Raw genomic sequence first — 18,307 nt, 5'->3', positions numbered from 1 at the left:
ACATTTATTGATTAATAGTCAAATCCTAACTGAGCTTTGATCCCTGCATTAAACGCATGCTTAATCGGCTGGACTTCACTCACCGTATCAGCAAGCTCGATAATCTCCCGGTGACAAGAACGCCCAGTAATAATCACATGTTGCATTGCAGGTCTGTTTCTCAAGGCTGTGAGAACTCGCTCTAACTCAATATAATGATAGCTAACCATGTAGGTTAACTCGTCCAATAATAATAAATTCACCGACTCATCTTGCAGCAGTTTCTCTGCGTATTCCCAGGCTTCTACAGCCGCTTTAGTATCTTTTTCTTTATCTTGTGTTTCCCAGGTAAAGCCGGTTCCCATAACATGGAACTCAACCCCTGCACCTTCTAACAAATTACGTTCACCACATGCCCAAGTGCCTTTAATAAATTGCACTACCGCGGCTTTGTGACCGTGGCCAACCGCGCGTGCGACAGAGCCAAAGCCAGAAGTTGATTTACCTTTACCATTACCGGTAAGCACTAATAAAATGCCCTTTTCTTGCTGTGCTGCGGCAATTTTAGCATCTACACCTAGCTTTACTTTTTGTTGACGAGCTTTATGGCGATCCGCCTTTTGATTATCAAGCTTAGTACTTTCAAGACTTGTATTGTCAAGATTAGTACTGTCAACATCAGTACTGTCGATGTTTGCATTGTTGTCTGTTGTCTTCTCGGTCATGAGATCACTCCGGTTAATTTGTCTAAATCAAGATGTGTTTCTAATACGTCAGCAAGACGATTTAATTGCTGTTCGCGAATGTGATTAATATCGATTGCTTCAGCTTGCGCAAGACCGGCCCATTGTAAAAGCAGCTGACAAGCTGCTGGACTATCAAATAAGCCATGAATATAAGTGCCCATAATCAAGTTATCTTGACTAACTTGACCATCAAACTGAGTCGCTTCAGTACCGATCTTAATAGGATGTGTAATATCACTATGGGTAAAGTTCGATACACCACAATGAATTTCATAGCCTGTAAAGCTAACCTGTTGCTGCTCTAATTGTAAGTAACCACTTACTTGAGTAAGGGTTTTATGTGTGGTTAATTCAGTATTAATATCCAACAAAGCTAAACCTTTGATGCTGCCTGCAATATCTTCTACACCGTGGGGATCATCAATCAGCTGGCCTAGCATTTGATAACCACCGCAAATACCAATAACCTTTCCACCGTAACGTAAATGCTTAAAAATAGCCTTATCCCAGCCTTGCTGGCGCATAAAAAGTAAGTCGGCACGAACATTCTTACTGCCAGGTAAAATAATCAAATCAGCATCAGGAAACACCTTATGCTGATCAGCCACACTGATATAGCGAAACTCAACCTGAGGATGCAGGCGTAATGGATCAAAGTCGGTATGATTACTGATCCGCGGAAAAACTAGCACCAATACGATTAGCTTGTTCGTGGTAAGTGAGGGGCTTGGGTTTAAAGATTCAACTAAACCGTCTTCGGCATCAAGATGTAAGTCGTGCAAATAAGGTAATACACCAAAAACAGGTTTTTTAGTATAGCTTTCTAACCAGTCAATGCCGGGTTGAAGCAAACCTATATCACCGCGAAATCGATTAATCACAAAGCCTTTTACTCTAGCTTGTTCAGATTCTCTCAATAGTGCCAATGTACCCACAAGGTGAGCAAACACACCGCCTTTATCGATATCAGCAATGATTATCACCGGGCAATCCGCGACTTCGGCAAAGCCCATATTAGCGATATCACCCTGGCGTAAATTAATTTCAGCGGGACTGCCAGCGCCTTCAATAACGACCAGTGAGTACTGTTGCTGCAAGCGCCGATAAGATTGCATCACTGCCGTTAATGCTAGGGTTTTATAACCTTGGCTTTCAGGTCCAAAAAATGCTTTAGCTTCAAGTGTGGTTAGCGCTTTACCATGAATAATGACTTGAGCGCCGGTATCAGAACTAGGTTTAAGTAATACAGGGTTAAAATCAGTATGCGGCTTTAGATAACAGGCAATGGCTTGCAACGCTTGTGCTCGGCCAATTTCACCACCGTCTTCGGTTACCGCACTGTTTAACGCCATATTCTGTGGTTTAAACGGCGCGACAGCAATATGCTTACGGGCAAAAACACGGCACAAACCAGCAACTAGAGTACTTTTACCCGCATCGGATGTGGTGCCCTGCACCATCAAAGCCCCTGTTAATATATTTTTGAAGTCGCGAGTAGATGGTGTATGACTGGTCTTGAGATGAGCGCTATCTATAGCCATTAGGATTTAGGTGCTTTTAATGAAAGAGGTAATCCGGCAACGACTAAACTGACTTGATCAGCCAATAAAGCAACGGATTGGTTTAACCAGCCAGCTTGATCAACAAACTCACGGCTCAGTTCCCCCATAGGCACAATACCCGACCCAACTTCATTACTGACTAAAACAACATGTGACTGCATTTTAGCCAAAGTAGACAGTAACTGCTGCTTTTCCGTTTGCCAGCTAGATAGGATACCGTTTTGTAATTGCTCTGGTGCCAAAGATAATAGATGATTGGTTAAATATAAGGTTAAGCAGTCAACTAAAATAACCTGGTTAGCTTTATCAATTTGGTTTAAACAATCAGCCAATGCCAATGGTGTTTCAATGGTTTGCCACAACAGCTGACTGGTAATTCGATCCTGCTGATGACGCGATATTCTTGCGTTCATCTCGTCATCACCAGCTGTAGCAGTCGCAATGTAAATAACATCCATATGTTGCGGGAATGCCTTAACAATATTGGCCACATGTTGTTCTGCAAAGCCACTTTTACCGCTTCTGGCTCCACCGAGCACTAAATGGATCACTAACTTAAACCAACCGCCAAAATAACCAAGTAGCACACAATTTCGCTAACTTGTTGCGCGGCACCTAAGGTATCACCCGTGTATCCGCCTATTTGGCTTCTAAATAAACTGCCTAATAAAAAACGTACACCCCAAAGAATAATAAACAAAGCAAAAGCAGCAAAACCATTGAGCCACAACAATACAAAAATACCGCTGGCTAACAGAATGAATAAATCGTTCAACGACTGATGCTGCGCTAAAGGTTTAGATTTGCCACTGTCATCTCGGACATATTTTTCACTAAATATTAAGCTAGCGGCAACCACTCTGCTTAATGTATGTGCCACAATAAAACCACTAATTGCCGCCATTGGGCTATATAATGCTAGCTCCACTAATAACTGCCATTTCAATAATAACGCTAAACCAATGGCTAGCGCACCATAACTTCCCAAACGGGAATCTTTCATTATCAGTAGTTTTTCTTCAACACTCCAACCACCACCAAAACCATCAGCAGTGTCCGCTAAGCCATCTTCATGGAAGCCACCGGTGGCAATAACACCGACTACCATGGCCACTAATACCGCTATACTGGCCGGTAAAATAAGTTGAACTAGCCAAAATACCAAAGCGCTGATTAAGCCAATCACTAAGCCTACTACACCAAAAAATCGGCTAGATTTATTGAGCTTTTCAGCATCAATTACAACCCATGATGGGATAGGAAGACGAGTAAAAAAACTTAATGCCACAAAAAATAGATTTAATTGTCTTAAACCACGGTATAGATTAGCCATACTTTCCTTAAACTACATTATCAACACCAGCATCTTCGAAACTGGCCATGTCATTATAAAAATTGATTGCTGCTTGTACTATGGGTAGTGCCAACGCCGCCCCCGTTCCTTCCCCTAAACGTAATCCTAGGGACAAAATAGGCTTAGCATTTAAATGCGCTAGCATTAATTTATGCCCTTGTTCTTCTGATTGATGAGCAAACACTAAATAGTCTCGAGCCGCAGGGTGTAATCTTACAGCGACTAATGCCGCAGCGGTAGAGATAAACCCATCAATTAGCACTAATATTTTTCGCTCAGCCGCCGCCAAGATAGCCCCAGTCATTTGCACAATTTCAAATCCGCCCAAACACGCTAAAATATGCAGGGGAGAAGTTAAACTTGAACGATGTAATATTAATGCCTGGCTGATAAGTGATTTTTTCAATGCATAGGTCTTGTCATCAATACCTGTACCGCGCCCGACGCATTGCTCAACATCTATATCAAGTAACACCGCCATCATTGCCGCTGCGGATGAGGTATTACCTATACCCATTTCACCAAGGGCGATGACATTACAACCGGACAATACGTGTCGTTCAACCACTTCACTAGCAGCCTCAAAACCTTGTGTGACTTGCTCAATACTCATGGCTGGTGCTAGATGAATCGCCTCGGTACCATTACCTAATCGATGTTCAGTTATCCCATCTAACCCCAAAGGAGCGAGTACACCAGCATCTATAACTTCTAGATTAAAGCCCATTTGCCGACAAAAAACGTTAACTGCGGCGCCACCATGAACAAAATTAGCCACCATTTGGCTGGTGACTTCACTTGGGGCAATAGACACGCCGTACTTAGCAATACCGTGGTCGCCTGCAAACACCAATAAACCTGGCTGATTAATATGTAATTTTGTGGCTGTAGGATCACATGAAAACTGTATTTGAGCGATTTGCTTAACTAATACTTCCAGTAAGCCTAGGGATCCCTGAGGTTTAGTTTTTTGATCAATCTTATGTTGGATCATAGCATCAAACTGATGAGTAACCGGCACAACGGTAAACATAACCACTCCTCGTCAGGGTAATCACTGACACATCAAAAAACGTCATTAACACTCAAGCTATTATTAACTCAGCTATTAGCGCCTGTGCCGTAGAATAAATAAGAAAAATACACTGCCAATGGCTGCGGTAATAATACCTACTGGTAACTCTTGATTGCCTAAAATACAACGAGCGACAACATCAATCCAAACCATAAACAGCCCACCTACCATGGCCGTTACTACCATAGGCTGGCGTCCTGGAAATAGTAAACGCACACAATGGGGGATCATCAAACCAACAAATCCAATGCCACCACAACTTGCGACTAAAATGGCGGTGATCAACGAGCACAATAACAACATATTTAAACGCAGTTTGGCGACATTAACCCCTAGGGTATGCGCGGTTTCATCACCGGCTTGCAGCGCAACAATTTGACGTTTAAATACTAAAATAATGACTAAACTGCTGGCCACAATAACACTGGGTAATACCACGCCAGCCCAATTAGCTTTAGCAAAGCTGCCTAATGTCCAAAACAGCACTGAGGCAGTGGCTTGCGGGCTTGAAAAATACAGCACTAGACTCGTTAGCGAGCCAAATAAAAATGATGTAGCCACACCAGATAACAACATCCGCTCAATTTGGCTACTGCGTCCTAAACCAGACAAACTCAACACCAGCAGTACTGACAAACTTGCGCCCGCAAATGCGCCTATAGGCAGGAGTAAATTTTGCCAACTCCACCAAGCGAGTTGCCCAGAAGAAAGCGCTAATAAATCAGCCTGCGCAAATAAGCCGCTTGATAGCAGGCTAAAGACCACCACAGCGCCAAATGATGCACCAGAACTAATGCCAAACAAATACGGGTCGGCTAATGGATTGCGGGTAACTGTTTGCAATACGCTGCCCGCTAAGGCCAAGCCAGCTCCAGCAACAAAAGCCAGCATAATACGCGGAAAACGCAGTTCAAATACAATCCGTTCAGTAATGCTTGCGGGATGAAAGACCAAGTCATCTTGCCAAGGCAGTCGTTGAATTATCGCCGATAACACATCGGTAAAGTTGATACTGGCAGCACCAAAGCTGGCCGCAGCAATCGGGCTCATTGCTGCCAATATAGCCAATATAAGCAGAAAAAATTGGTAGCGACGGTGATCTTTAACAGGGCTCATGATTGAACCTCGCACTCACTTGAAGTTAATCCATTATCAGCAAGCACTTTCACCTGTTTCTGGGGCACATAACCATAAAAATAATTTATCAGCGGTTTAGCATGTTGCGGATGTTTTTTAACTTCGCAGCACACTTCAAATACGTCGCCAATTTGCGCTTCTGTTAGTACCTCAGTTGGGCAGCCCTGCGCCACTAGCAGGCCCTTATTGAGTAATAAAAGGTGGTCGCACATTGCACTTGCTAGATTTAAATCATGAATAGACGCAATGACCGTAATACCTAAACTTTTCACTAATTCTAAAATTTGAATTTGATAACGAATATCTAAATGATTAGTTGGCTCATCTAAAATCAGTAATTGCGGGCGCTGCACTATCGCTCGAGCAATCAAAGCACGTTGCTTCTCACCACCCGATAATTGGCCATATTGCAAAAATGCTTTATCAGTTAAGCCTACTTTGTTGATAGCATCATTAATAAGCTGATTATCTTCAGCCGTATAACCATCAAACATACCTTTATGCGGTGTTAACCCCATTGCAATTAACTGGCTGGTGTTCATATCAAAAAACTGCGGAGTATCTTGTTGGACTACGGCAACTTGAGTGGCAAAAGCTTTTCCATGAAATTGACTAATATCTTGACCAAATAAGGATATTGTTCCGCGACTAGGGGTAATGTAGCGATATAAACAGCGCAGTAAACTCGACTTACCCGCACCATTGGGGCCAATAATTCCAAGCATTTTATTGGCTGTAAGGCTAAAACTAATATCAGCTAAAATTTGAGTATCATCATGTCGCCAACTCAGCTGATTAACCACTAAAGCAGGTATCGATGCTGATGAATTAGCGGCCATTAGCGCTTCAACACTTTGGGAACTCACAAATCACGCCCTCGACAATGGCTTGATTTACGATTAAGTAAGCCAAGCATAAACAAGCCGAAGTTAACTAGATGGCTAATAGGGGAAGCACGAACAAGATCAAACATACACGCTCCGCTGAGTATCCCGCTCAGGCGTAAAAATGAATAGTGACAAGCTGGTATCTGACTTTTGCTGGCCACAGACATATAATATGCAGGACAAACAATCACAGTTGCGGGGACAGTTCGGGCTTACCCGATTCCCAATACTCAGCACTATATATAACACGGCTCTATTTTGGTGGTTAATGATGGCCAGTTCAATCTAAAACTGAGCTTTTCAAAACATAAGCTGCCTTGTGTGGCCATTTGTAAGTCATCTGCATCAATAAATACATCAACTGTCATCAACGCGGCATAGGGTAATTGTAATTGCGTAAACACACCAGCCTGCCCTTCAGCACCTAAAAGTTGTGCCATAATGCAACGCATTACCCCGCCATGGGTCACAACAAGTGCTTGATTGGGTAATTCACTTATCAGAGTTTCATTGGTCAATTTTGCAGTGGCAAAAGACTCATCCTGAACATCACCGTCAATCGAATTCAGCATCTGACTAATAATTTTCACTAATACCTGCTTCACTCGGGCACTAAAATCAACTAAGTGCTCACCTCCTGGTGGCGTGTTGTCATGCAGCCAAGGGTTTGCCCAGTATGCATCTAATTGCGCTTGATGTAGCTTATATAATGCCTTCCAGGTTTGACCATCCCATTGGCCAAAATCAATTTCTTGTAAACTGTCTAATAGGGTTATGGGCAACTGGTGTTGTTTTGCGATAAGGTCACTAAACACAGCGCAACGCCTCAACGGGGATGAATACACAATAGCAGGGCATAGCGCTAAGCTATTAAAAGCTTGTTGCATTTGTATTTGACCTTGCTCAGACAAGGCTACATCTGTTTTACCGCGCAGGATATCACCGCCAAGGCAGTGACCATGGCGCAGGAATACCAATTGAAGATGTTTCATGGTTTTCTGCCTTGCCCTGAAGATAACAACTCGCGTATTATGGACGTCTATACGTATAAATGTCCAAACAAAATTCTGTTTGTTGAGAGCCAGCTATTCATTATTTACCCATTAACTCTCAATAAAATAGCTAGTTAGATAAATATGTCACGATTAAGTTAACGTGCCACTGCATTAAAAAGGTAATCCGTTATGACCAAGTCAACTTCCTACAGTCAAGTGCTTGAACAACTGACAAACACGCTAAAAGAGCGAATTGTCATTCTCGATGGTGCTATGGGTACCATGATCCAAGACTACAAGTTGGAAGAAGAAGATTACCGTGGTGACAGATTTAAAGACTGGCATTGCGACGTCAAAGGCAACAATGACATGTTGGTCCTTAGCCAACGTCAAATCATTAAAGATATTCATACTAAGTATCTGCTAGCCGGTGCTGACATTATTGAAACCAACACCTTTAACGCTACCACCATTGCTATGGCTGACTACGATATGCAGTCGCTATCGGCTGAAATTAATTTAGAAGGTGCCCGGGTTGCACGCGAAGCAGCCGATGAAGTGGCCGCGCAAACGGGTTATGCCCGCTATGTAGCGGGTGTGCTTGGTCCAACCAATCGCACCTGCTCAATCAGCCCAGATGTAAACGACCCTAGCTTTCGTAACGTTAGCTTTGATGAGTTAGTTGATGCTTATGTTGAGTCAACCACAGCCTTAATTGAAGGCGGCGCCGACATCATTATGGTTGAAACCATCTTTGATACCTTGAACGCCAAAGCCGCCTTATTTGCCATTGAGAAAGTATTTGATCAACTTGGCGATCGCTTGCCAGTAATGATTTCAGGCACAATTACCGATGCATCTGGTCGCACATTGACCGGCCAAACCACTGAAGGTTTTTACAATTCACTGCGTCATATCAAGCCGTTATCTATCGGTCTTAACTGTGCATTAGGCCCAAAAGAACTGCGCCCTTATGTAGAAGAGTTATCCCGTATTGCTGAATGTTTTGTGTCTGCTCACCCAAACGCAGGTTTACCAAACGAGTTTGGCGGTTACGATGAAACTCCAGAGGAAATGGCCGAAATCATTAGTGATTGGGCCCGTGAAGGCATGCTGAATATTGTAGGCGGATGTTGTGGTAGTACCCCTGATCACATCAAAACAATACGAGAATCAGTGATCAATCATGAGCCGCGCCAAATTCCTGATATTCCGGTGGCTTGTCGCCTATCAGGATTAGAGCCATTAACCATTGATGGTAACTCACTCTTTGTTAACGTCGGCGAACGAGCCAACGTCACCGGCTCAGCTAAATTCTTACGCCTCATTAAAGAAGAAAAGTTTGAAGAAGCCTTAGATGTGGTGCGCGAACAAGTTGAAAATGGCGCACAAATCATCGACGTCAACATGGATGAGGGCATGCTAGACGGTGCCGAGTCGATGAAAAAGTTCTTAAACTTAATCGCTTCAGAGCCCGATATTTCCCGCGTACCGATTATGATCGACTCATCAAAATGGGAAGTGATTGAAGCCGGCCTTAAGTGTGTTCAAGGCAAGTCTATCGTTAACTCTATTTCGATGAAAGAAGGCGAAGAAGCCTTTATCAAACAGGCTACGTTAGTCAAACGCTACGGCGCGGCAGCCATAGTGATGGCCTTTGATGAAGACGGCCAAGCCGATACCCGTGAGCGTAAAACCCAAATTTGTACCCGTGCCTATCGTTTGTTAGTTGATGTGGTCGGCTTTCCCCCTGAAGACATTATTTTTGACCCGAACATTTTTGCTATTGCTACCGGTATAGATGAGCACGACAATTATGCGGTCGATTTTATCGAATCAATTAAAGACATTAAAGCCACCTTACCCTATGCGATGATTTCTGGCGGTGTGTCAAACGTGTCATTTTCATTCCGTGGCAACAACCCTGTACGTGAAGCGATTCATGCGGTGTTCTTATACCATGCGATTCAAGCGGGTATGGACATGGGCATTGTTAACGCTGGGCAACTAGCCATTTATGATGACATTGATGCCGATTTAAAAGAAAAGGTCGAAAACGTTGTTCAGAACCGGCCCTGCCCGGTTGCTGATTCAACCAACACTGAACAATTATTAGATGTGGCTGAAAAGTACCGTGGCGACGGCACTCAAGTGGCTAAAAAAGAAGATTTAGCATGGCGCAGTTGGCCAGTAGAGAAACGTTTATCGCATGCCTTAGTCAAAGGTATCACAGAATTTATTGATGAAGACACCGAAGCAGCAAGGCTTCAAGCAGCACGTCCACTTGATGTTATTGAAGGGCCGCTGATGGACGGCATGAATGTGGTCGGCGACTTATTTGGTGCTGGTAAAATGTTCTTGCCACAAGTGGTTAAATCCGCTCGAGTGATGAAAAAAGCAGTTGCTTTTTTAAACCCGTATATTGAACTAGAAAAAGTTGAAGGCCAATCAAACGGCCGTATCTTAATGGTGACGGTTAAAGGTGATGTGCATGATATTGGTAAAAATATTGTTGGCGTTGTCTTGGCTTGTAACGGTTATGAAGTGGTTGACTTGGGCGTGATGGTATCGGTTGATAAAATTCTTGAAGCGGTGAAAGAGCATAATATCGATATCATTGGCATGTCAGGCTTAATTACCCCAAGCCTTGATGAAATGGTACATAACGTCAAAACCTTCCACCGTGAAGGCCTGACCATTCCAGCCATTATTGGCGGAGCGACATGTTCTAAAATTCACACGGCGGTAAAAATTGCGCCACATTATCCGCACGGCGCCATTTATATTGCCGATGCCTCGCGCGCAGTGCCTATGGTTTCTAAGCTGATTAACAATGAAACACGCCAGGCGACTATTGATGCAGAATATGCCGAATATGACGTCATGCGTGAAAAACGTTTATCGCAAACTAAACGTAAAACCATTGTGCCAATTGAGGTTGCCCGCGAAAATCGCTGTAAACATGATTGGCAAAACTACACGCCATTCACGCCAAATGTGTTAGGCCGCCAGGTCTTTGATGATTATCCACTGGAAGATTTAGTCGAGCGTATCGATTGGACACCATTCTTTAGAAGCTGGGAACTTCACGGCCGCTATCCAGATATTTTAGAGGATAAAGTCGTCGGTGAAGAAGCGCGAAAATTATTTGTTGATGGTAAAGCCATGCTTGAAACCATCATCAGTGAAAAGTGGCTAACGGCTAAAGCGGTAATAGGTTTATTCCCTGCGAATACAGTCAACCATGACGATATTGAACTGTATACCGATGAAAGCCGAACCACAGTAGAAATGACTACTCATCACTTGCGTATGCAATTAGATCGAGTTGGCAACGACAACTTCTGTTTATCGGACTTTGTTGCGCCAAAAGATTCTGGTGTCGCAGATTACATGGGTGGCTTTGCCGTCACTGCGGGTCATGGCATTGATGAGCATGTGGCACGCTTTGAAGCCAATCACGATGACTACAATGCCATTATGCTTAAATGCCTTGCAGATCGCTTAGCTGAAGCGTTTGCTGAACGCATGCATGAGCGGGTACGCAAAGAGTTTTGGGGATATGCGGCTGATGAAGTACTAGATAACGAATCCATCATTCGTGAGAAATACAAAGGTATACGCCCAGCACCAGGTTATCCGGCGTGCCCTGATCATACTGAAAAAGGCCTATTGTGGGATTTACTTAAACCCGATGAAACCATTGGTTTAAACATTACCGAAAGTTATGCGATGTTCCCCACAGCTGCAGTATCCGGTTGGTACTTTGCCCATCCGAAATCCCGCTATTTTGGGGTCACTAACATTGGTAAAGACCAAGTAGAAGATTATGCCAAACGTAAAGGCATGAGCTTAGCCGAAGCCGAGCGTTGGTTATCACCTGTACTTGACTACGATACAGAGTAATTATTACTTTATATCCTTAAACAGCCCTCTTTACTCCCAAAAGTTACTCATAGCAGGCCGATACACAGGCCTGCTATTATTTCACTATTGATCAATCATCGAATAATTGAAACGGTAATGTTTATCAAACGAACTATCTAAGTTATAACAATACCTGGATAGACTAGCAGAGAGCATTAAACTAGGCTAATTCTGTTGCGCAATAAAACCAAATCTATCGACATTCAACTCTTGCAAACTAGCGGTCTGAGAAGTATTAACTTGCTGAATGGGTTGCTTCAAGACACGTTCTGCTTGTTGCATTAATATTTGCCAACTATGGTCATTGTCTGACTGCATCGCAAAACCAATGTTGATATTAACTCTCTGGTCATCGTGCAATGGTTTAATGACTAAATTAGCCACTTTCTCTTTTAATCTAACGGTTAACCGTTGCAATTGATCCGTTGAAGTCTCTTCAAACAACAAGACAAACTTATTATCATGATGTCTAAAAATTCCGCTATTAATATGAGCCGTAAACTCTAAAACACTGGCGACATGCTTAACAACACTATCACTACCACCGTAGCCATATTTTTCACTTATATGAGGTAGTGAATCAATCTCAACAATCATAATGGCCATGGGGGCATTTTGATAAAGACCTAACTCAAAAACTTGTTTGGCTCGATGGTGTAAAGCTTGGCGATTTAACAACCCTGTTAATGGATCAACCTGAGTCACATCTTGCAATTTGAGTTGTTGTTGACGATATACAATTAAACAACACGATAATGTTATCAAGATTAAAAAAGTGAACACAGCCAAAGTGCCCGACGATTGTAAAACGCGATTCCCCGCAGCACTTAAGGTTAATTGTTTATCAAAAGCTACAAATATAAACCGAACAAATTGTTGTCCAAAAAATATCAATTCAGCAAACAAAAAAGGGTAATAAATAGCGTGAAGCTTTCTAGATTTAGCCGCCAATATAATGGTCAAAACAGTACAGATATTAATAAGCATTAACAAAGGATATATATAAAGCAACCTAGATGTCAGTGACTCTAAAAAGCCTGGAACGTAATGCATTAAAAACACAATTACAGCGATCAATATCATTGATGGCCACTGAGGGGTAAGCTGAAGCTGCCGTCTGATACCGGCAAGTAAACCAAGATGAGCTAATATATAACATGCATTAGCTAAGCTAGGGCCAAGCCAATAGGGAATAGGTAAAAAGTAAGAAAGTAAGCCAATGCAACTGCTGACAAAAAATAATCCACCAGCTATGCTCCAATCTATTAAGCTGCGCTGGCGATGACCAACAACATAAAATGCCAGTAAACTGATAGCCATCATCGCACTGACTATTGCGGTTGATACGTGAAGAGTAAAAGCATCCATTGCTAAATTACATCCTAAATATGCATGTTAAGTTAATATATCGTTAAAAATAATACTTTAAAAGCAACAAACTAATATTTATCACAAATGACGCGTTATATCCGTTATAAATGCCCTGTTTTGACCCAAATAACCGTATCCTGTTCAACATAGGGATTGTGCTGACTTAAGTGTGGACTGCGTAGCCAGGTCCCAGCAGGATAATGGCCGTGCTCATCAATAAACTCGCCACTGATAACATATATTTCTTCACCACCAAAATGACGATGTGGTTGAAATTGACATCCTGCAGGCCAAAAAACTAACGCACTGGATTCAGTTAGATGCTGATGTAACGGCATTACTTGCAACTGACCTTGGCCCGGTAACCAAGGCGCGTGTTGAGTGTCGATACGAACTTGCTTTAAATCTGATGGTTGAAACTGATGCAACTTAACCAGTAATTCACAGCCCTGTAAACTAAAAGGGGCGTGACTAAAACCTTCGGGATTGCGAATGTATGTGCCCGCTGGATAATCGCCAGTTTCATCAGAAAACACGCCAGATAAAACCAGAATTTCCTCGCCTAATGGGTGTGGATGTGATGAAAAACTGGCACCCGCATCATATTTTACAATACTGGTTGCATGGCCTTGCTCAGCTTCTTCTCTAGCAAGACGCTTACGCCACACGCCCTTCGCGGGGCTTTTATCCCAGCCCAATTGATTAGTATCAATAACCACACGTTGGTTAAAGTCCATGTTAATTGAGTCACTTTTTATCGACTTTAAAGGATTAATCTCTGGGATATCAACATCGTTAGAATTACTACTTTGCATTACGGTTCCTCATTCACACTATGTGGTTATAATAGATTGATTAAACAAGAAAACAAGCAGGTACAATTGTGACACCTAGGTACTTTTAGGTGTATTTTAATGAAATATAAGTATTAATTTAATTTACCAGGCCGATAAATAATGAGAGCCTTAAAATGCTTTCACCCAATAATGCAATATTATAAGGTCACCACAAATTAAGGCTTACGACAAAACCTAGTTAATAAACTGTCGTAGCGGCAATGCTTAACAGGTCAACTAAATGTGCCCATTATAAAATGCTCAACCACCCACTTTTGGACTTTAGCTACTGATGTTTAGCTATTAGATTTGGCCAATTGCTTTTGTTGTTTATATGCCTTAGCCGATGCAGGAATTGGGGTTACTTTACCCGTTTCTAACCATTTTTTAAGACGGCTAGCATCTGCTATATGGGTATATTTGCCAAAGGTATCAAGCACCACAAACGCGACTTTTCGCTTATTCATTTCGGTCAGCATAATTAAGCAATGACCGGCTTTGCTGGTATAGCCAGTCTTAGTTAGCGCGATATTCCAACCGTCTTTAAATACCAACTTGTTGGTATTCTGGAAGTCAAGATTGTATCTTGGCTTATTGAAAATAATGTGTTTTTTCTCAGTTGAACTTAACTTGCCCAATAAAGGATATTTTTGACTTTCCTGTAGCAAAATAACCAAATCCTTTGCACTGGAGACGTTATCAGCCGATAAACCTGTTGGCTCTGCATAACGAGTTTGCTCCATACCCAATGCTTTCGCTTTGGCATTCATTGCATCAATAAAAGCAAAGTAGCCACCAGGATAATGATGGGCAAGCGCTGTCGCTGCACGATTCTCTGAAGACATTAAAGTCATCAGCATCATGGTTTCACGGCTAACTTCACTGCCGACTCGCACTCTGGAGTAGACATTACGCATAATTGGAGCTTGGTGAATATCTACAGTAATCATTTCATCTAACGGTAATTTAGCATCTAACACCACCATTGCAGTCATCAACTTAGTCACTGATGCTATCGGTACTTGATGATTAATATTACTCGAATATAAAACTTCATTAGTGTTAAGGTCCACCAGCATAGCACTACCCGCAGCTAGCTCTTGTTGTTGAGAAGACGCAACGCCTGTTGCTGCATAAGCCTGATGGGTTAAGCTAGCTAATAATAACAGTGTCGAAAAAGCAGATTTGAATGGCATCATCAAGGTTAATTTTTCAATAAAAAAATAAAAATTAAGTATACGCTAAACGATGATTAATCAGCGAGTCAATTCATACGAAAGTAGCGCTTTAACTTCACTTTTCATGAACAAATAGCCTACGGGGTCATGACATTGTGTTATCTGCTAAACCGTTATCGATTGGTCATTAAGATAGCTATACTCATTTATTAATCATACTTGCCAGCAGTAATAACCTATAATCACAGTAAATTGGTAATAATAACAATCACAACTAGCACTCTATGCCAGCGTTAATTTACTGTTATAGTACTTATTCTGACGTAATGAAAAACGTTATACCTGTTAATTCGATTTACTTTTTAGAGGTTGGATCAGATGCTGCTTACTAATGGCTTGATCAAATGGATAACATTATGGCAATGACTATCGATGCACTTCTTGGTAAGTGGCAACAATTTCTAACCTACATCAACCCTAATAGTGCAGCTACAGAGCAAGAGTCAGAGCCGACAAATACATTATCCTTAAAAGCCATTGCGCAAACCTATCGACACCATGGACTTAGAAGCCCGCTCAAACAACAGATCTCTTATTCAGTAAATACTGATATTTACCATGTCATCGGGCGAGAACAAGCTATAGATCAAATCAACAACGCCATTGAGTTATGGCGTGATAACCAAGGTGAATTGAGCGCGATCATTGCCCCTTTTGGAGCAGGTGTCAGTACTTTTATTCAGAATATTATTCGCGGGCAACCGGAGTCTGAGCCACTATTATGGCTTAGCTTCTGTAAAGCGCCGCTGTCTTCAAAAGAAGCTATCGCCACTTTATATGATTGTTTTGATATCCAAAATGAGCCCCAATCAATTACAGAAGCCATTAGATTAATCAATGCACAGCCTCAACATATTATTTTCCTGGATGACATTCATCGATTAATGCAGCGCCGAATGGGCAGTTATCAAGCTTTGGTAACATTAGCGACTATATTAATGGAAACCAGGCAAAGGCATTGCTGGATTATGGGGTGTGAAACCTATGTATGGCAAAGACTCTCTTCGCAATATCAAATTACTCATTTTATTAAAACCGTCGTTCAGCTTAAGTATTTTACTCAGACTGAATTAACCACATTTCTTACGCTTTACTTACCTGATATGGGTATAAATTTACCGCATGAAAGCAATAACACACAAGAGAATGAAGGCGATTCAGCTCTCACCATAGAGTTAAACGCCCTAGAGTCCCACACCAAAACCTTAATGAAAATCTGCCAAGGCCAGCCTAGGCTCGCTTTATTCATTTTAAAGCAATCTATTGATGAGCATAAGGTATCTAAACTTAGCGATCTCAACTCAAAAGATATTTTCACTATCGACACCCACGCACTAAAAAGTTTAGATGAAGAATCACTCTTTGCACTCGCAGAAATTTATGTTCATGGCGGATTAACCGTTGAACATTTAAGCATTATTTTCAACATGTCTATCGAAGAAAGCTCGTTAAAATTGGAGTTTCTCAGCAGGCAAGGTCTATTGATAACACAATACTGTGAAAGTGATTTTGCGCGACACTTTTATCAAATACCACCAGTACTGAGTAAAATAGTCGCCACGCACCTGCTTAATCACAACAAACTTTTTAGCTTCTAATCATTACCAAAGAGAATAGGTATGGAATCAACAACAGACGCATTACAGTCGCTAATTAGCATCATCTCATTAGAGAAAATAGCCTTAATTTTATTAATATGCTTTTTTGCCTGGGCGCTATTGAATGTAATAAAAATCAGTTTAGATAAACTCACCATAAAGCTGCCAAAATATCGATTATTCTGGGGACGACTTTACCCGTTTATCCGCTTATTTATTTGGGGCTGCGTAATAATTTATACTACTGCAGGAATTATCGCACCTCACCAAAATGTAGTGTTAGCTATGATAGGTTCAATCAGTATAGTTATCGGTTTAGCGACTCAAGAACCGGCAAAAAATATGATTGCTGGCTTCATTATTATGTTAAATCCCCCCTATCGAGTGGGTGATATGGTCTCGCTCGCAGGCCATTATGGCGAAGTAATAAAACTTGAATGGAGCGTAACCTGGCTGCGAACCTTTGATGACAACACCATCATGGTGCCTAATGCTGAGGTATTAAAAAATGCCGTATCAAATGCCAATAGCGGCGCCCTAGATGAAATGGTTGTAATCAGTTTTAATTTACCTTTGCACGCCGATCATAAACAAGCCATAGCCCTCGCCAAAGAAGCTACACAATGCTCACCTTACACCTTTTTAAATAAACCCATCAGGATCATATTAGGGACAGATTTATCCTATGGGCAGCATATGCAAACCATTACCATAAAAGCTTATGTAATGGATGTACGCTTAGAGAGAAAGTTCATCAGTGATATCAATGTAAGAGTGTTAGATGCTTTTAAAGATGCGCATTTTTATGACGACAAGCAAATAATTTCGCCGCAGGTTACGTTATAATCGAGATAATGTTAAAAACAACTAATGGAATTGCCTAATGACTCAAGATGAAATGAAAAAAGCGGCCGGCTGGGCTGCATTAAAATATGTCGAAAGAGATACCATTGTAGGTGTAGGTACAGGCTCAACGGTTAATCACTTTATTGATGCACTAGCAACAATGAAAGATGATATTAAAGGCGCGGTTTCAAGCTCGGAAGCATCAACAGCAAAAATGAAACAATTAGGCATTGAGGTATTTGATCTAAACAATGTTGCAGACATAGCCGTTTATGTCGATGGCGCCGATGAAATTAACGACCGTATGGATATGATTAAGGGCGGTGGTGCAGCTTTAACCCGTGAAAAAATTGTTGCCGCAGTAGCCAAAAAATTCATTTGTATTGTTGATAACACTAAACAAGTATCGATATTAGGCGACTTCCCGCTACCGGTAGAAGTTATCCCGATGGCGCGCTCATATGTGGCACGTGAATTAGTTAAATTAGGCGGTGATCCTGAATATCGTCAAGGTGTAGTGACCGATAATGGTAATGTGATTATAGATGTACACAACATGAAAATTTTAGATCCTAAAGTCATGGAAACTAAAATTAATGCCATAGTCGGCGTTGTGACTAATGGCTTGTTTGCTAACCGTGGCGCAGATGTATTGCTAGTCGGCACACCTGAAGGCGTTAACACTGTCACTTCAAAGTAACAGCTTTCGATATTGCTACGTTTGATATAGTTATTTTTTAGCTACTTCAAAGACTA

The 18,307-nt window shown here is 41.7% G+C and carries 15 protein-coding genes and 1 riboswitch; of the genes, 4 read left to right on the top strand and 11 right to left on the bottom strand.

Going from position 1 to position 18,307, the window contains the following annotated elements:
• Positions 1 to 11: 11 nt before the first annotated feature.
• The 8 genes from cobO to ACRWQM_RS03450 all read right to left on the bottom strand — a co-directional run bounded on the left by cobO (position 12) and on the right by ACRWQM_RS03450 (position 7,732).
• Positions 12 to 704, bottom strand: a complete 693-nt coding sequence (cobO, locus tag ACRWQM_RS03485) for a cob(I)yrinic acid a,c-diamide adenosyltransferase (protein ID WP_434931288.1) — start codon at positions 702 to 704, stop codon at positions 12 to 14.
• Positions 701 to 2,266 carry a cobyric acid synthase gene (locus ACRWQM_RS03480; RefSeq protein ID WP_434931287.1) on the bottom strand — a complete coding sequence of 522 codons (1,566 nt, stop codon included), beginning with the start codon at positions 2,264 to 2,266 and terminating at the stop codon, positions 701 to 703. Before ACRWQM_RS03480 ends, cobO begins: the two co-directional genes overlap by 4 nt.
• Entirely contained in the window at positions 2,266 to 2,838 is a 573-nt protein-coding gene (cobU, locus tag ACRWQM_RS03475) for a bifunctional adenosylcobinamide kinase/adenosylcobinamide-phosphate guanylyltransferase (RefSeq protein ID WP_434927005.1), read from the bottom strand. The genes ACRWQM_RS03480 and cobU overlap by 1 nt, the downstream gene beginning before the upstream one ends.
• Positions 2,838 to 3,620: an adenosylcobinamide-GDP ribazoletransferase gene (locus ACRWQM_RS03470; protein WP_434931286.1), complete on the bottom strand. Its 783-nt coding sequence runs from the start codon at positions 3,618 to 3,620 to the stop codon at positions 2,838 to 2,840. Before ACRWQM_RS03470 ends, cobU begins: the two co-directional genes overlap by 1 nt.
• Positions 3,621 to 3,627: 7 nt before the next feature.
• On the bottom strand, positions 3,628 to 4,674 hold the full coding sequence (cobT, locus tag ACRWQM_RS03465) for a nicotinate-nucleotide--dimethylbenzimidazole phosphoribosyltransferase (RefSeq protein ID WP_434931285.1): 1,047 nt from the start codon (positions 4,672 to 4,674) through the stop codon (positions 3,628 to 3,630).
• Between the two features lie 75 nt (positions 4,675 to 4,749).
• The gene (locus tag ACRWQM_RS03460) at positions 4,750 to 5,832 is read right to left on the bottom strand and encodes a FecCD family ABC transporter permease (RefSeq protein ID WP_434931284.1); all 1,083 of its coding nucleotides are present in this window, start codon (positions 5,830 to 5,832) and stop codon (positions 4,750 to 4,752) included.
• Positions 5,829 to 6,692, bottom strand: a complete 864-nt coding sequence (locus ACRWQM_RS03455) for an ABC transporter ATP-binding protein (RefSeq protein WP_434931971.1) — start codon at positions 6,690 to 6,692, stop codon at positions 5,829 to 5,831. Before ACRWQM_RS03455 ends, ACRWQM_RS03460 begins: the two co-directional genes overlap by 4 nt.
• Before the next feature lie 165 nt (positions 6,693 to 6,857).
• Positions 6,858 to 7,006: riboswitch (cobalamin riboswitch) on the bottom strand.
• Positions 6,977 to 7,732 carry a histidine phosphatase family protein gene (locus tag ACRWQM_RS03450; RefSeq protein ID WP_434931283.1) on the bottom strand — a complete coding sequence of 252 codons (756 nt, stop codon included), beginning with the start codon at positions 7,730 to 7,732 and terminating at the stop codon, positions 6,977 to 6,979. (Overlaps the previous riboswitch by 30 nt.)
• A gap of 192 nt (positions 7,733 to 7,924) precedes the next feature.
• On the opposite strand from ACRWQM_RS03450, the gene metH reads away from it, so the two are divergent.
• On the top strand, positions 7,925 to 11,641 hold the full coding sequence (gene metH, locus ACRWQM_RS03445; protein WP_434931282.1) for a methionine synthase: 3,717 nt from the start codon (positions 7,925 to 7,927) through the stop codon (positions 11,639 to 11,641).
• Between the two features lie 186 nt (positions 11,642 to 11,827).
• On the opposite strand, the gene ACRWQM_RS03440 is transcribed toward metH, so the two are convergent.
• The 3 genes from ACRWQM_RS03440 to pbpG all read right to left on the bottom strand — a co-directional run bounded on the left by ACRWQM_RS03440 (position 11,828) and on the right by pbpG (position 15,065).
• Positions 11,828 to 13,030 (bottom strand): diguanylate cyclase domain-containing protein, encoded by a 1,203-nt coding sequence (locus ACRWQM_RS03440; protein WP_434931281.1) that lies wholly within the window; start codon positions 13,028 to 13,030, stop codon positions 11,828 to 11,830.
• Between the two features lie 104 nt (positions 13,031 to 13,134).
• Positions 13,135 to 13,770: a cupin domain-containing protein gene (locus tag ACRWQM_RS03435; protein ID WP_434931970.1), complete on the bottom strand. Its 636-nt coding sequence runs from the start codon at positions 13,768 to 13,770 to the stop codon at positions 13,135 to 13,137.
• 395 nt (positions 13,771 to 14,165) lie between these two features.
• Entirely contained in the window at positions 14,166 to 15,065 is a 900-nt protein-coding gene (pbpG, locus tag ACRWQM_RS03430) for a D-alanyl-D-alanine endopeptidase (protein WP_434931969.1), read from the bottom strand.
• Positions 15,066 to 15,463: 398 nt separating this feature from the next.
• Here pbpG and ACRWQM_RS03425 point away from each other — a divergent pair, with 398 nt between their 5' ends.
• Genes ACRWQM_RS03425 through rpiA form a run of 3 tightly spaced genes read left to right on the top strand, consistent with a single transcriptional unit; the run spans position 15,464 to position 18,251 of the window.
• Positions 15,464 to 16,705 carry a hypothetical protein gene (locus tag ACRWQM_RS03425; RefSeq protein WP_434931280.1) on the top strand — a complete coding sequence of 414 codons (1,242 nt, stop codon included), beginning with the start codon at positions 15,464 to 15,466 and terminating at the stop codon, positions 16,703 to 16,705.
• Positions 16,706 to 16,726: 21 nt separating this feature from the next.
• Entirely contained in the window at positions 16,727 to 17,551 is an 825-nt protein-coding gene (locus ACRWQM_RS03420; RefSeq protein WP_434931279.1) for a mechanosensitive ion channel family protein, read from the top strand.
• 37 nt (positions 17,552 to 17,588) lie between these two features.
• Positions 17,589 to 18,251 (top strand): ribose-5-phosphate isomerase RpiA, encoded by a 663-nt coding sequence (gene rpiA, locus ACRWQM_RS03415; protein WP_434927015.1) that lies wholly within the window; start codon positions 17,589 to 17,591, stop codon positions 18,249 to 18,251.
• Positions 18,252 to 18,307 lie beyond the last annotated feature (56 nt).

It is taken from the genome of Shewanella sp. HL-SH5 (assembly GCF_051163755.1).
GTDB classification, from domain to species: domain Bacteria; phylum Pseudomonadota; class Gammaproteobacteria; order Enterobacterales; family Shewanellaceae; genus Shewanella; species Shewanella glacialimarina.
Note: the sequence above shows the minus strand (reverse complement) of the source record. Positions and strands in the feature narration are given on the sequence as shown.

What these genes read in the sequence shown, in the direction of transcription:
- ACRWQM_RS03470 (WP_434931286.1), bottom strand. Translation starts at nt 3,620, where the DNA reads ATGGCTAATCTATACCGTGGTTTAAGACAATTAAATCTATTTTTTGTG.
- ACRWQM_RS03420 (WP_434931279.1), top strand. Translation starts at nt 16,727, where the DNA reads ATGGAATCAACAACAGACGCATTACAGTCGCTAATTAGCATCATCTCA.
- metH (WP_434931282.1), top strand. Translation starts at nt 7,925, where the DNA reads ATGACCAAGTCAACTTCCTACAGTCAAGTGCTTGAACAACTGACAAAC.
- cobT (WP_434931285.1), bottom strand. Translation starts at nt 4,674, where the DNA reads ATGTTTACCGTTGTGCCGGTTACTCATCAGTTTGATGCTATGATCCAA.
- ACRWQM_RS03450 (WP_434931283.1), bottom strand. Translation starts at nt 7,732, where the DNA reads ATGAAACATCTTCAATTGGTATTCCTGCGCCATGGTCACTGCCTTGGC.
- rpiA (WP_434927015.1), top strand. Translation starts at nt 17,589, where the DNA reads ATGACTCAAGATGAAATGAAAAAAGCGGCCGGCTGGGCTGCATTAAAA.
- ACRWQM_RS03455 (WP_434931971.1), bottom strand. Translation starts at nt 6,692, where the DNA reads ATGGCCGCTAATTCATCAGCATCGATACCTGCTTTAGTGGTTAATCAG.
- ACRWQM_RS03460 (WP_434931284.1), bottom strand. Translation starts at nt 5,832, where the DNA reads ATGAGCCCTGTTAAAGATCACCGTCGCTACCAATTTTTTCTGCTTATA.
- ACRWQM_RS03435 (WP_434931970.1), bottom strand. Translation starts at nt 13,770, where the DNA reads ATGGACTTTAACCAACGTGTGGTTATTGATACTAATCAATTGGGCTGG.
- cobO (WP_434931288.1), bottom strand. Translation starts at nt 704, where the DNA reads ATGACCGAGAAGACAACAGACAACAATGCAAACATCGACAGTACTGAT.
- ACRWQM_RS03480 (WP_434931287.1), bottom strand. Translation starts at nt 2,266, where the DNA reads ATGGCTATAGATAGCGCTCATCTCAAGACCAGTCATACACCATCTACT.
- ACRWQM_RS03440 (WP_434931281.1), bottom strand. Translation starts at nt 13,030, where the DNA reads ATGGATGCTTTTACTCTTCACGTATCAACCGCAATAGTCAGTGCGATG.
- ACRWQM_RS03425 (WP_434931280.1), top strand. Translation starts at nt 15,464, where the DNA reads ATGGCAATGACTATCGATGCACTTCTTGGTAAGTGGCAACAATTTCTA.
- pbpG (WP_434931969.1), bottom strand. Translation starts at nt 15,065, where the DNA reads ATGCCATTCAAATCTGCTTTTTCGACACTGTTATTATTAGCTAGCTTA.